Genomic DNA, 14,138 nt, shown 5'->3' on the forward strand with positions numbered 1-14,138 from the left:
AAGGTCTGGAAGAAGGACGGCTCAGGCGAACGCGATGGTGTAGATACCCGCGGCGATGGCTCCACCGATCAGCGGACCGGCGACCGGGATCCAGGCGTAGCTCCAGTCGGAGCCGCCCTTGTTCGGCAGCGGGAGCAGCGCGTGCACGATGCGCGGGCCGAGGTCACGGGCCGGGTTGATGGCGTAGCCGGTCGGGCCGCCGAGCGAGAGGCCGATGGAGACGACGACGAAGGCGGTGATGAGCGCGCCTATGACGCCGAGGCCCTTGCCGCTGTCGTTCAGGCCCTGCGTGAGCACCGCGAGGACCAGCACGACGGTGCCGATGACCTCGGTGGCCAGGTTCTGCCAGGTGTTCCGGATCTCGGGGCCGGTGGAGAAGATGCCGAGCACCGGGCCGGGGCCCTCGATCGGCGTCTCGCCGACGGTCTCCGGGTCCCTGAGGTGGGCCTGGAACTGTCCGTAGTAGGCCACCCAGACCAGCGCCGCGCCGATCATCGCGCCGAGCATCTGGCCGGCGATGTAGACGGGGACGTTGCCCCACTCCCCGTCCTTGAACGCGATGCCGACCGTGACGGCGGGGTTCAGATGGGCGCCGGAGAGGGAAGCCGTCATGTAGACGGCCGTCATGACGGCGAAGCCCCACCCGAAGGTGATCGCGAGCCAGCCCGCGTTGCGGGCCTTCGAGCTCTTGAGCGTGACGGCGGCACAGACACCGCCGCCGAGCAGGATGAGTACGGCGGTACCGATGGTCTCGCCGAGGAAGATGTCGGAGCTGGACACCCGCGACTCCTTTGTCCTTCGTCCAGGGGAAGGCGAACCCCGGGTCCCACCGGTGGTCCGCGCCCTCGTGTGAGGGCGTTACCGGCCCTTGGCACTGGCACACTCTAGCGTGTATTGCCGTTAGGTGTTCGACAATGCCGACCGGTGAACGGAAGTTTTGCCCCCGGGTTAACAGCACGTCAAGGGCCCGGGATGCGAAAAACCCGCCGATAACGGGATCGTTACCGACGGGTTCGTGCGTACGGGTTCGTGCGTACGGGTTCGTTTACGCGGGTTCGTTTGCGCGGGCGGGTGCCCGGCGCCCGTCAGAAGCGGCCGGCCCCCAGGTCCCGGGAGACCGCGCGGGCGCAGTCCCGCACCGCCGCCACCAGTTCGGGGCGCAGCTCCCCGCCGGGGCGGAGCCGCTCCACCGCGCCCGTGACCGCCACCGCGCCCACCGGCATCCGCCGCCGGTCGTGGATCGGCGCCGCCACCGAGGCCACGCCCTCCCAGGTCTCCTCCACGTCCTCGGCCCAGCCCTTGGCGCGCGCCAGGTCGAGCAGTGACTCGAAGGCGCCGAGCTCCGTGGTCGTCCGGGGCGTGAACGCCTCCCGTTCGACCTCCAGCACCTCGCTGTGGGCCACCGGGTCGTAGGCCGAGAGGACCTTCCCGAGCGCGGTGGAGTGCAGCGGCTGCATGGCACCCACCTCCAGGACCTGGCGGCTGTCGTCCGGCCGGAAGACGTGGTGCACGATCAGGACGCCGCGCTGGTGCAGCACCCCCAGGTGCACGCTCTCGCCGCTCGACCGCGCGAGGTCGTCCGTCCAGACGAGGGCCCGGGCCCGCAGCTCGTGCACGTCCAGATAGCTGTTGCCGAGCCGCAGCAGTTCCGCCCCCAACTGGTAGCGGCCCGAGGCCGCCTCCTGCTCCACGAAGCCCTCCGCCTGGAGGGTGCGCAGGATCCCGTGCGCCGTGCCCTTCGCGAGCCCCAGTGAGGACGCGATGTCGGACAGGCCGAGCCGGCGCTCGCCGCCCGCGAGCAGTCGCAGCATCGCCGCCGCCCGTTCAAGCGACTGGATGTTCTTCGCCATCGCCCGACCCTTCTCCCTCTTACGCTGTTCGACAATGCTGAACACTATCGGTCGATGCCGACCTTGGCTCACACATGACAGTGTCCGTCAAGAACGGGCCTTACCGGGAGTCCCCGCACACAGGATGCCGTCCGCCCCGTGGGACGCCATGTCCACCCCGGGGCAAGCACGGTTACGCTGACCCCGTGCACCCTCCGCCGAGAGTGCAAAGCCGACAGCCGTCGCATCCCAGGGAGCTCATCCATGGCCTCGTTGCCGACCCCTTCCGCTGACAGCCGGAACCGCGCCGCAGCCCTCCGTGAGGCACTCGCCAGCCGAGTGGTCGTCGCCGACGGCGCCATGGGCACCATGCTCCAGGCGCAGGACCCCACCCTCGAGGACTTCCAGAACCTCGAAGGCTGCAACGAGATCCTGAACGTGACGCGCCCCGACATCGTCCGCTCGGTCCACGAGGCGTACTTCGAGGTCGGCGTCGACTGCGTCGAGACGAACACCTTCGGCTCCAACCACTCGGCTGCCGGCGAGTACGAGATCGCCGACCGGATCCACGAGCTCTCCGAGTCGGGCGCCCGGATCGCCCGCGAGGTCGCCGACGAGTTCACCGCCAAGGACGGCCGCCAGCGCTGGGTGCTGGGCTCCATCGGCCCGGGCACCAAGCTCCCGTCGCTCGGCCACATCACGTACGACGTGCTCCGCGACGGCTACCAGCAGAACGCCGAGGGCCTGCTGGCCGGCGGTGCGGACGCCCTGATCGTCGAGACGACCCAGGACCTGCTGCAGACCAAGTCGAGCCTCATCGGCGCGCGCCGTGCCATGGACGCCCTGGGCGTCGACGTGCCCCTCATCTGTTCGCTCGCCTTCGAGACCACGGGCGTCATGCTGCTCGGCTCGGAGATCGGCGCCGCGCTGACGGCCCTGGAGCCGCTCGGCATCGACATGATCGGCCTGAACTGCTCCACCGGTCCGGCCGAGATGAGCGAGCACCTGCGCTACCTCGCCCGCCACTCGCGTACGCCCCTGATGTGCATGCCGAACGCCGGCCTGCCCGTGCTGACCAAGGACGGCGCGTACTTCCCGCTGACGCCGCCGGAGATGGCCGACGCCCAGGAGAACTTCGTCCGCGACTACGGCCTGTCGCTGATCGGCGGCTGCTGCGGCTCGACCCCCGAGCACCTGCGCCATGTCGTCGAGCGGGTCCGGGGCGTCACGCCCCCCGACCGCACTCCGCACCCCGAGCCCGGCGCCGCCTCGCTCTACCAGACGGTCCCGTTCCGCCAGGACACCGCGTACATGGCGATCGGCGAGCGGACGAACGCCAACGGCTCCAAGAAGTTCCGCGAGGCCATGCTCGAGGCCCGCTGGGACGACTGCGTCGAGATGGCCCGCGACCAGATCCGCGAGGGCGCGCACATGCTCGACCTCTGCGTGGACTACGTCGGCCGCGACGGCGTCGCCGACATGGAGGAGCTGGCCGGCCGCTTCGCCACCGCGTCCACCCTGCCGATCGTCCTCGACTCCACCGAGGTCGACGTCATCCAGGCCGGTCTCGAGAAGCTCGGCGGCCGGGCCGTCATCAACTCCGTCAACTACGAGGACGGCGACGGCCCCGAGTCCCGCTTCGCGAAGGTCACCCGGCTGGCGCAGGAGCACGGCGCCGCGCTCATCGCCCTCACCATCGACGAGGAGGGCCAGGCCCGTACCGTCGAGCACAAGGTCGCCATCGCCGAGCGGCTCATCGACGACCTCACCGGCAACTGGGGCATCCACGAGTCGGACATCCTCATCGACACCCTGACCTTCACGATCTGCACGGGTCAGGAGGAGTCGCGCAAGGACGGCATCGCCACGATCGGGGCGATCCGCGAGCTGAAGCGGCGGCACCCGGACGTCCAGACCACCCTGGGCCTGTCGAACATCTCCTTCGGCCTCAACCCGGCCGCGCGCATCCTCCTCAACTCGGTCTTCCTCGACGAGTGCGTGAAGGCCGGCCTCGACTCGGCGATCGTGCACGCCTCGAAGATCCTGCCGATCGCCCGCTTCGACGACGAGCAGGTCACGACGGCCCTCGACCTGATCTACGACCGTCGCGCCGAGGGCTACGACCCGCTGCAGAAGCTGATGGCGCTGTTCGAGGGCGTCAACACCAAGTCGATGAAGGCCGGCAAGACCGAGGAGCTCCTCGCGCTGCCGCTCGACGAGCGGCTGAAGCGCCGGATCATCGACGGTGAGAAGAACGGCCTGGAGGCGGACCTCGACGAAGCCCTCGCCGAGCGCCCCGCCCTCGACATCGTCAACGAGACCCTGCTCGACGGCATGAAGACCGTGGGCGAGCTCTTCGGCTCCGGTCAGATGCAGCTGCCGTTCGTGCTCCAGTCCGCCGAGGTCATGAAGACCGCGGTCGCCCACCTCGAACCGCACATGGAGAAGTCCGACGCCGAGGGGAAGGGCACCATCGTCCTCGCGACGGTCCGCGGCGACGTCCACGACATCGGCAAGAACCTCGTCGACATCATCCTCTCCAACAACGGCTACAACGTCGTCAACATCGGCATCAAGCAGCCCGTCTCCGCGATCCTGGAAGCCGCCGAGGAGCACAAGGCCGACGTCATCGGCATGTCGGGTCTCCTCGTCAAGTCCACCGTGATCATGAAGGAGAACCTGCAGGAGCTGAACCAGCGCGAGCTGGCCGCCAAGTACCCCGTGATCCTCGGCGGCGCGGCGCTCACCCGGGCCTACGTCGAGCAGGACCTCCACGAGATCTACCAGGGCGAGGTGCGGTACGCCCGCGACGCCTTCGAGGGCCTGCGCCTCATGGACGCCCTCATCTCCGTCAAGCGCGGCGTCCCCGGAGCAGCGCTCCCCGAGCTCAAGCCGCGCCGCGTCGCCAAGCGCGACACTCCGGTCCTCCAGGTGGAGGAGCCGGAGGAGCCCGGCGGCCGCTCCGACGTCGCCGTCGACAACCCCGTCCCCACCCCGCCGTTCTGGGGCACCCGCGTGGTCAAGGGCATCCCGCTCAAGGACTACGCCTCCTGGCTGGACGAGGGCGCCCTCTTCAAGGGCCAATGGGGCCTCAAGCAGGCCCGCGCGGGCGGCGCCACGTACGAGGAGCTCGTCGAGAGCGAGGGCCGGCCGCGCCTGCGGGGCCTCCTGGAGAAGCTGCACACCGAGAACCTGCTCGAAGCGGCCGTGGTCTACGGCTACTTCCCCTGCGTCTCCAAGGGCGAGGACCTGATCATCCTCGACGAGGCGGGCAACGAGCGGACCCGCTTCACCTTCCCCCGCCAGCGCCGGGGCCGCCGCCTCTGCCTCGCGGACTTCTTCCGCCCGGAGGAGTCCGGCGAGACCGACGTCGTCGGCCTCCAGGTGGTCACCGTCGGGTCGAAGATCGGCGAGGCCACGGCCAAGCTCTTCGCGTCCGACTCCTACCGCGACTACCTGGAGCTGCACGGCCTGTCCGTCCAGCTCGCCGAGGCCATGGCCGAGTACTGGCACGCCCGGGTCCGCGCCGAGCTCGGATTCGGCGGCGAGGACCCGGCCAAGGTCGAGGACATGTTCGACCTCAAGTACCGGGGCGCGCGCTTCTCCCTCGGGTACGGCGCCTGCCCCGACCTGGAGGACCGCGCGAAGATCGCGGACCTGCTGCGGCCGGAGCGGATCGGCGTGCACCTGTCGGAGGAGTTCCAGCTCCACCCCGAGCAGTCGACCGACGCCATCGTCATCCACCATCCCGAGGCGAAGTACTTCAACGCACGGTGACCGCCCTACGTAAATCTCGGCGTCCTCGCTGATCGAGACGTAGACTTGTCGGTCCAGTGCAGGCCGGTCTTCCTCCCCGTACCGGGGAGGGAGGCCGGCCTTCTCGTCCCTCCAAGGAAAGGTGTGCCGGATGACCAGTACGGTCCCCGCGTCCCTGCTCCGCACGAACGGAAGCTCCGCGCTGCAGGCGGTCTTCCTCGACATGGACGGGACCCTCGTCGACACGGAGGGGTTCTGGTGGGACGCCGAGGTCGAGGTCTTCGCCGACCTCGGGCACCGGCTGGACGAGGCCTGGCGGGACATCGTCGTGGGCGGCCCGATGACCCGCAGCGCGGGCTACCTCATCGAGTCCACGGGCGCCGACATCACCCTCGAGGAGCTGACCGTCCTGCTCAACGAGAAGTTCACGCAGCGCATCGAGCGGGGCGTCCCGCTCATGCCCGGCGCCGAGCGTCTCCTCGCCGAGCTGGCCCGGCACAACATCCCTACCGCCCTGGTCTCCGCCTCGCACCGGCGGATCATCGACCGGATCCTGGTCTCGCTCGGCCGGGACCGCTTCGCGCTCACCGTCGCAGGGGACGAGGTCGTCCGCACCAAGCCGCACCCCGAGCCGTACCTGACGGCCGCGCGCGGCGTCGGTGCCGACCCGGCCCTGTGCGCCGTCATCGAGGACACGGCGACCGGTGTGGCGGCCGCCGAGGCGGCCGGCTGCCGGGTCGTCGCGGTGCCCTCCGTCGCCCCGATCGCACCCTCCCCGGGCCGCGTCGTCGTGCGGTCCCTGGAGGAAGTCGACGTGCCCTTCCTGCGCACATTGATCACCGGAATTTGAGCTTCGTCTGAGCTTTCCGGGTTGAATGCGCTTTCACGCGCGGAAATCACCCAGGCCATTCACCGATAAAGCCTCCACGTGACCTTCGTCACCCAGAGTGCCTGCCGGTGGGTGGCCTGAGCGCGTTCCATGCCCGGAATCTCCCGGTTTCGGGGATCCCATGTGTCCCGATTCGGTGGCCCCCGTCCGCATCGCGGCACCGCATGACTATCGAACGTCCCGCATTCATGATCACTGTGCGATTACCCCGAGCCTGCCCGCGGTCGGGCAATAGCGGCGGCGCCCACTAATCTTTCGCGAGTACTTCGCCGCATAACCGCGTGCACCGGCGCACACCCAAGTCGCCGTGAACACAGGACCGATCGCAACACCCGGCCCGATCGCTCCCGCCCCGACCGGGCGGCCGGCGGCGGAGTGTCCACAGACCGCTGTATCCCAGTGCCGGATGAGGAGAACGTCCCTGATGAACCGCAAGACCCTGGTGCTGCCCGCCGCGGCCGTACTGCTGGCCCCCCTGCTCGCCGCGTGTGGCGGAGCGGAGGACGGCAGAGCGATCGTCGTCGGCACCACGGACCAGTTCATCGCGACCGAGGACGCCCCCGCCCCCCTCGACCCGGCCTTCGCCTACGACACCGGCACCTGGAACATCCTGCGGCAGACCGTCCAGACCCTGCTGCACGTGCCCCGCGGCGGCGGTGAGCCCGTCCCCGAGGCCGCCCAGAACTGCGGCTTCTCCGACAAGGCCAGCGAGAGCTACCGCTGCAAGCTCCGCTCCGGCCTCACCTTCGCCGACGGCACCCCGGTCACCGCCGAGGACGTCAAGTTCTCCATCGAGCGCGTGCTGAAGATCAAGTCGGACAACGGAACGGCCGCGCTCCTCTCCAACGTCGACACCGTCGAGACCAAGGGCGACGCCGAGGTCGTCTTCCACCTCAAGGCCCCCGACGCCACCTTCCCGTACAAGCTCTCCACCCCGGTCGCCGGCATCCTCAGCAAGGACAAGTACGACGCCGGGAAGCTCCGTGACGGCTTCGACGTCGACGGCTCGGGCCCGTACACCATGAAGGTCGAGCGCGAGGGCGACAAGGCCGCCCGCTTCGTCTTCACCAGGAACCCGAAGTACAAGGGCGACATCGTCCCGCGGAACGACGAGGTCGAGCTGCGCGCCTTCGCCGACGCCGGCGCCATGGGCAACGCCCTGGAGAGCGACGACATCGACATGATGGCCCGCTCCCTGTCGCAGAAGCAGATCAAGGACCTCACCGAGACCCCCAAGGAGCGCATCCGCGTCACCGAGGTCCCGGGCCTGGAGATCCGCTACCTCGGCTTCAACACCAAGGCCCCCTCCGTCAAGGAGAAGGCCGTACGCCAGGCCATGGCCGCCGTCGTCGACCGGGGCGCCCTCGTCAACGGCGTCTACGGCCCCACCGCCGAGCCGCTCTACTCGCTGATCCCCTCCAGCATCACCGGCCACGCGACCCCCTTCTACGACACGTACGGCGAGCCCGACGCCGGCCGCGCCGCCAAGATCCTCAAGGACGCCGGCGTCAAGACCCCGGTCAAGGTGACCCTGAACTACACCACCGACCACTACGGCGCCGAGACCGCCCAGGAGTTCGAGGCGCTCAAGAAGCAGCTCGTCTCCACCGGACTCTTCGACGCCACCACCCGCGGCGCGGAGTGGTCGACCTTCCGCCCGGCCCAGAAGCGCGGCGACTACGCCGTCTACGGCCTCGGCTGGTTCCCGGACTTCCCGGACCCGGACAACTACGTCGCTCCCTTCCTCGACAGCGACAACTTCCTCAACACCCCGTACGTCAACAAGGTCGTCCGCGACCAGCTCATCCCGCGGTCGCGCCGCCAGGCCGACCGCACCGCCGCGAGCCCCGTCTACGCGCAGATCCAGAAGATCGTCGCCGAGGACGTGCCCGTCCTGCCGCTGTGGCAGGGCAAGCAGTACGTCGCCGCGCGCGACGACCTCACCGGAGTCGAGTACGCGCTCAACACGTCGTCCGACCTCCTGCTGTGGGAACTGGGCCGCGGCACCGCCTAGGGACTGTCCGGCGGACAGGCTCTAACCCCCTCGACTGGATCGGTTACACCGGCCGCGCACCAGCGCGCGGCCGGCCTGGCAAGAGATCAAGAGGCAAGTTCTGTGAAGGCACACAACAAGTGGCTGACGGCCCCGCTCGCCGCGGGGCTGTCCGCCGCCCTCCTCAGCGGCTGCGGCACCGAGCAGGGCGGGGGCTCCGGCTCCGGCGACGGCATACGCGTCGGCATGTCCGACGAGATCCTCGCCACCGACCCGGCGGCCGGCTACGACCCCGGCTCCTGGCTGTTGTTCAACAACGTCTTCCAGTCCCTGCTGGCCTTCCCCAAGGGCGGCTCCGAGCCCGAGCCCGAGGCCGCCGACAAGTGCGGCTTCTCCGCGGGCAGCAAGGTCTACACCTGCACCCTCCGGGACGGCCTCACCTTCTCCAACGGCAACCCGCTCACCTCGAAGGACGTCAAGTTCTCCTTCGAGCGGGCCCTCAGGATCGCCGACCCGTCCGGTCCCGCGCCGCTGCTCTCCACGATCGCCTCCATCGAGACCCCCGACGAGCGGACCGTCATCTTCCGCCTCAAGGTCCCGGACGCCACCTTCCCCAGCAAGATCGCCTCCGGCGCCGGCTCGATCGTCGACCACCGCGACTACCCCGCCGACGCCCTGCGCACCGACGGCAAGGCCACCGGCTCCGGTCTCTACAAGCTGGACTCCTTCAGCGAGACCGAGGCCGGCTTCTCCGCCAACTCCGGCTACAAGGGCAACGCCAAGCCCAAGAACGGCGGAGTCACCCTCAAGCTCTACGGCGGCGACCGCACGGCCCTCTCCAAGGCCCTCGCCGACGGCGAGGTCGACGTCGCCTACCGAGGCCTCTCCGCCGACGACATCGCCGCCCTCGAAACCTCCGAGACCACCGACGACCGGGGCTTCGAGGTCACGCAGGGCAGCAGCGCCGAGGTCCAGCACCTCGTCTTCAACGTGAAGGACCCCGTCGTCGGCAAGCTCGGCGTCCGCCGGGCCATCGCCCACCTCGTCAACCGCGAGGCCCTCGTCGAGGACGTCTACAAGTCGACGGCCACGCCGCTCTACTCGATCGTCCCGGCGGGCATCGCCGGCCACAACACCGCCTTCTTCGACACCTACGGCAGCCCCGACAAGGCCAAGGCGAAGAAGGCCCTGCGCGACGCCGACATCACCGGCAAGGTGAAGCTCACCCTCTGGTCCACGCCCAGCCGCTACGGCCCGGCCACCGACCAGGAGCTCAAGGCCATCGCCGGCCAGCTCAACGCCAGCGGCCTCTTCGAAGCCGACGTCAAGTCCGTCCCGTTCGACCAGTACGAGAAGGACATCGCCGCCGGCAAGTACGGCGTCTACGTCAAGGGCTGGGTCCCCGACTACCCCGACGCCGACAACTTCACCGCCCCCTTCTTCGGTGAGGGCAACGTCCTCGGCAACCACTACGGGAACGCCACCATCACCGGCGACGTCCTCCCGAAGACCGCCGCCCTCGCCGACCGCGCCGCCACCGCCGACGAGTACGGACAGCTCCAGGACATCGTCGCCGAGGAAGTCCCGCTCCTCCCGCTCTGGCAGGGCAAGCAGTACGCCGTCGCCCGCGACGACGTCACCGGCCTCGAATGGACCCTCGACGCCTCCACCGTCTTCCGCTTCTGGGAGCTGAAGAAGGGCTGAGCAGGTCCTGAGGGTGACGGCGGAGGGGCCCGGCGCGCGACACGCGCACCGGGCCCCTCCGCCGTACCGTCCGTCGCCAGGGCTACTGATTGCCGCCGGGCCGCACCAGACCGCTCTCGTACGCGTACACCGCGGCCTGCACCCGGTCCCGCAGGCCCAGCTTCGTCAGCACATGGCCCACGTGCGTCTTCACCGTCGTCTCGCTGACGAACAGATCCGCCGCGATCTCCGCGTTCGACAAGCCACGGGCCACCAGCTTCAGCACCTCGACCTCGCGATCGGTCAGGGTGCTCAGGGTGTCCGGCACCTGCTCCTCGCCCGTCGGCAGATGCGCCGAGTACTTGTCGAGCAGCCGACGCGTGATCGACGGCGCCAGCATCGCCTCACCCGCCGCCACCACACGGATCGCCTGCACCAGCTCGTTCGCCGGGGCGTCCTTCAGCAGGAAGCCGCTCGCCCCCGCCCGCAGCGCCTCCACCACGTACTCGTCGAGATCGAACGTGGTCAGCACCAGCACCTTCGCCGGACCGTCCCGACCCGGACCGGTGATCTGCCGGGTCGCCTCCACGCCGTCCATCCGCGGCATGCGGATGTCCATCAGCACCACGTCCGGCTGCAGCGCGCGCACCTGGTCCTGCGCCTGGAGACCGTCACCGGCCTCGCCCACCACGGCGATGTCCTGCTCCGCCTCCAGAATCATCCGGAAGCCGGTGCGCAGCAGCGGCTGATCGTCGACCAGGAGGACGCGGATCGTCACAAGGGCTCCTTCACGGGGCGGGCTGAGCTCAAGAGATGGGCTGCTGTCACGGTGCCGGCGGCGCCAGGTCCATTCTGCCCTGCCCCGATTCACCCGACTCCGGCGGGCGCGCGGAAACGATCTTCAGCGGATACACCGGGGGAGTCCCGCCGAACTCCGGACAGACCTCCTGATGGTCACACCAGCCGCAGAGCTTCGTCGGCCGCGGCCGCCAGTCGCCCGTCTCCGTCGCCAGCCGGATCGCGTCCCACAGCGCCAGGAGCTTCCGCTCCACCCGCAACAGGTCCGCCTCCACCGGGTCGTACGTCAGCACGTCCCCACTGCCCAGGTAGACCAGCTGCAACCGCCGCGGCAGCACCCGCTTCAGCCGCCAGACCACCAGCGCGTAGAACGTCATCTGGAACAGCGCGCCCTCGCGGTACTCGGGCCGGGGCGCCTTGCCCGTCTTGTAGTCGACGATCCGCACGTCGCCCGAAGGCGTCACGTCGATCCGGTCGATCACCCCGCGCAGCCGCAGCCCCGAGTCCAGCTCCGTCTCCACGAACAGCTCGCGCTCGGCCGGCTCGAGACGCGTCGGATCCTCCAGCGTGAACCACCGCTCGACCAGCCGCTCCGCCTCGCCGAGCCAGCCCGCGAGCCGCTCCCCGTCCGGATCCTCCGAGAACAGCTCGCCCAGCTCCGGCTTGGACTCCAGGAGCCGCTCCCACTGCCCCGGAACCATCGCCTTCGCCCGCGGCGCCGTCCGCTCCGTCGCCTCGTCGTCGAAGAGCCGCTCGAGCACCGCGTGCACCAGCGTGCCCCGCGTCGCCGCCGCACTCGGCTTCTCCGGCAGCCGGTCGATCACCCGGAACCGGTACAGCAGCGGACACTGCATGAAATCGCTCGCCCGCGACGGCGACAACGACATGGGCGCCCGGGGCTCCGCCGGCACCTGCTCGCTCGTACTCATGACTCAGACCCTACGACCCGCGACCGACAGCGAGCGGAATACCATCGACCTGGGACCCCGTCGCACTGCATGATCGAACCGTGACGCACCGACGATGGGTCACCCGTCGCGACGAAAGGAACCCGTGAACCAGGACGAGCCCAAGCCGCAGCGGACCGAGGAGCCCGGCGGCGGGATCCTCATGGGCCGCCCCTTCGGCGTGCCCGTCTACGTCGCACCCAGCTGGTTCCTGGTCGCCGCCCTCATCACCTGGGTCTTCGGCGACCAGATCGAACGGGTCCTGCCCGAACTCGGCGCCGCCCGCTACCTCGTCTCCCTCTTCTTCGCCGTCGCCTTCTACGCCTCCGTGCTCGTCCACGAACTGGCCCACACGATCGCCGCGCTCCGGTTCAAACTGCCCGTGCGCCGCATCCAGCTCCAGTTCTTCGGCGGCGTCTCCGAGATCGAGAAGGAGACCGAGACCCCCGGCCGCGAGTTCGTCCTCGCCTTCGTCGGCCCGCTCTTCTCCCTCGTCCTCGCCGGCGTGTTCTATCTCTCGATGTACGCCGTCGAGCCCGGCACCATCCCCGGCGTCCTCCTCGCCGGCCTGATGATCTCCAACCTCATCGTGGCGATCTTCAACCTGCTGCCCGGGCTCCCCCTCGACGGCGGCCGCATGCTCCGCGCCGTCGTCTGGAAGATCACCGGCAAGCCCATGAGCGGCACCGTCGCCGCCGCCTGGGTCGGCCGCGCCCTCGCCGTCCTCGTCCTCATCGGCCTGCCCCTGCTCACCCGCACCGGCTTCCTCGGCAACGCCACCGACGACATCAGCGGCCTCGACACCGTCACCGACGCCCTCCTCGCCGCCATCCTGGCCGCGATCATCTGGACCGGCGCCGGCAACAGCCTCCGCATGGCCCGGCTCCGCGAGCACCTCCCCGAGCTCCGCGCCCGCACCCTCACCCGCCGCGCCATCCCCGTCGAACCCACCACCCCGCTCTCCGAGGCCCTCCGCCGCGCCAACGACGCCGGCGCCCGCGCCCTCGTCGTCGTCGACGGCGGCGGCGACCCCACCGGCATCGTCCGCGAGGCCGCCATCGCCGCCGTCCCCCAGCACCGCCGCCCCTGGGTCGCCGTCAGCGCTCTCGCCCAGGACCTCGCCGACGGCATGCGCGTCCCCGCGGAGCTCACCGGCCAGCCCCTGCTCGACCACCTCCGCGCGAGCCCGGCCACCGAGTACCTGGTCGTCGAGGAGACCGGGGAGATCTACGGCGTCCTCGCGACCACCGACGTCGAGCGCGCCTTCGTCCGGGCCATGGCACGACCGTCTGCGTAACCCTGGGCCCTTGATAAGGTGCTCACATGTCCGAACCGACCGGTGCCGCCCGCCGACGCGGGCCCTTCAAGGTCGGGGACCAGGTTCAGCTGACCGACCCCAAGGGCCGTCACTACACGTTCACGCTCGAAGAGGGAAAGAACTTCCACACCCACAAGGGTTCTTTCCCGCACGACGAACTGATCGGCGCCCCCGAGGGCAGCGTTGTCCGCACCACCGGAAACGTCGCCTACCTCGCGCTGCGCCCCCTGCTCCCCGACTATGTCCTGTCCATGCCCCGCGGCGCCGCCGTGGTCTACCCCAAGGACGCGGGGCAGATCCTGGCCTTCGCCGACATCTTCCCCGGCGCGCGCGTCGTGGAAGCGGGAGTGGGCTCGGGCTCGCTGAGCAGCTTCCTCCTGCGCGCCATCGGAGACAGCGGCATGCTGCACTCCTACGAGCGCCGCGAGGACTTCGCCGAGATCGCGAAGGGCAACGTCGAGCGTTACTTCGGCGGCCCCCACCCGGCCTGGCAGCTGACCGTCGGCGACCTCCAGGACAACCTGTCCGACACGGACGTCGACCGCGTCATCCTGGACATGCTCGCTCCCTGGGAGTGCCTGGAGGCCGTCTCCAAGGCCCTGGTCCCCGGCGGCATCCTCTGCTGCTACGTGGCGACCACCACCCAGCTCGCGCGCACCGTGGAGTCCATCCGCGAGTTCGGCTGCTACGCCGAGCCGCAGCCCTGGGAGTCCATGATCCGCAACTGGCACGTCGAGGGTCTCGCCGTCCGGCCCGATCACCGCATGATCGGCCACACCGGCTTCCTCGTCACCGCCCGCCGCCTGGCGGACGGCGTCGAGCCCCCGATGCGCCGCCGCCGCCCCGCCAAGGGCGCGTACGGCGAGGACTACGAAGGCCCCAACAAGGGCTGACGCCCCGACATTCACACAGCGCCGCCGCCGAG

Annotated in this window: 10 protein-coding genes; 6 read left to right on the forward strand and 4 right to left on the reverse strand. The window is 69.9% G+C overall.

The features are described 5' to 3' along the window. Positions 1-21: 21 nt before the first annotated feature. Positions 22-780 carry an MIP/aquaporin family protein gene (locus OG357_RS31690; protein ID WP_329624391.1) on the reverse strand — a complete coding sequence of 253 codons (759 nt, stop codon included), beginning with the start codon at positions 778-780 and terminating at the stop codon, positions 22-24. Positions 781-1,085: 305 nt separating this feature from the next. Continuing rightward, positions 1,086-1,850 carry an IclR family transcriptional regulator gene (locus OG357_RS31695; protein ID WP_317593903.1) on the reverse strand — a complete coding sequence of 255 codons (765 nt, stop codon included), beginning with the start codon at positions 1,848-1,850 and terminating at the stop codon, positions 1,086-1,088. A gap of 243 nt (positions 1,851-2,093) precedes the next feature. Between OG357_RS31695 and metH the strand changes: the two genes are divergently transcribed. From metH to OG357_RS31715, 4 genes are all read left to right on the forward strand, one after another. Continuing rightward, entirely contained in the window at positions 2,094-5,606 is a 3,513-nt protein-coding gene (gene metH, locus OG357_RS31700) for a methionine synthase (RefSeq protein WP_329624392.1), read from the forward strand. A gap of 130 nt (positions 5,607-5,736) precedes the next feature. Further along, the gene (locus OG357_RS31705; RefSeq protein WP_329624393.1) at positions 5,737-6,435 is read left to right on the forward strand and encodes an HAD family hydrolase; all 699 of its coding nucleotides are present in this window, start codon (positions 5,737-5,739) and stop codon (positions 6,433-6,435) included. A 463-nt stretch (positions 6,436-6,898) separates the two neighbouring features. Next, a complete protein-coding gene (locus OG357_RS31710; protein WP_329624394.1) occupies positions 6,899-8,488 on the forward strand; it encodes an ABC transporter substrate-binding protein in 1,590 nt (529 codons plus the stop codon). A 102-nt stretch (positions 8,489-8,590) separates the two neighbouring features. Beyond that, complete coding sequence (locus OG357_RS31715) at positions 8,591-10,171, forward strand: ABC transporter substrate-binding protein (protein ID WP_329624395.1); 1,581 nt, start codon at positions 8,591-8,593, stop codon at positions 10,169-10,171. A gap of 82 nt (positions 10,172-10,253) precedes the next feature. Here the strand turns inward: OG357_RS31715 and OG357_RS31720 are convergent, their stop codons facing one another. Together OG357_RS31720 and OG357_RS31725 are read right to left on the reverse strand one after the other, a co-directional pair. Then, complete coding sequence (locus OG357_RS31720; RefSeq protein WP_329624396.1) at positions 10,254-10,928, reverse strand: response regulator transcription factor; 675 nt, start codon at positions 10,926-10,928, stop codon at positions 10,254-10,256. Between the two features lie 46 nt (positions 10,929-10,974). After that, the gene (locus tag OG357_RS31725) at positions 10,975-11,877 is read right to left on the reverse strand and encodes a RecB family exonuclease (protein ID WP_329624397.1); all 903 of its coding nucleotides are present in this window, start codon (positions 11,875-11,877) and stop codon (positions 10,975-10,977) included. Between the two features lie 94 nt (positions 11,878-11,971). On the opposite strand from OG357_RS31725, the gene OG357_RS31730 reads away from it, so the two are divergent. Next, positions 11,972-13,192: a site-2 protease family protein gene (locus tag OG357_RS31730; protein WP_329624398.1), complete on the forward strand. Its 1,221-nt coding sequence runs from the start codon at positions 11,972-11,974 to the stop codon at positions 13,190-13,192. 26 nt (positions 13,193-13,218) lie between these two features. After that, a complete protein-coding gene (locus OG357_RS31735) occupies positions 13,219-14,106 on the forward strand; it encodes a tRNA (adenine-N1)-methyltransferase (protein WP_015032448.1) in 888 nt (295 codons plus the stop codon). Positions 14,107-14,138: the final 32 nt, after the last annotated feature.

Origin of the sequence: Streptomyces sp. NBC_01255, assembly GCF_036226445.1 — a bacterium.
Lineage (GTDB): Bacteria > Actinomycetota > Actinomycetes > Streptomycetales > Streptomycetaceae > Streptomyces.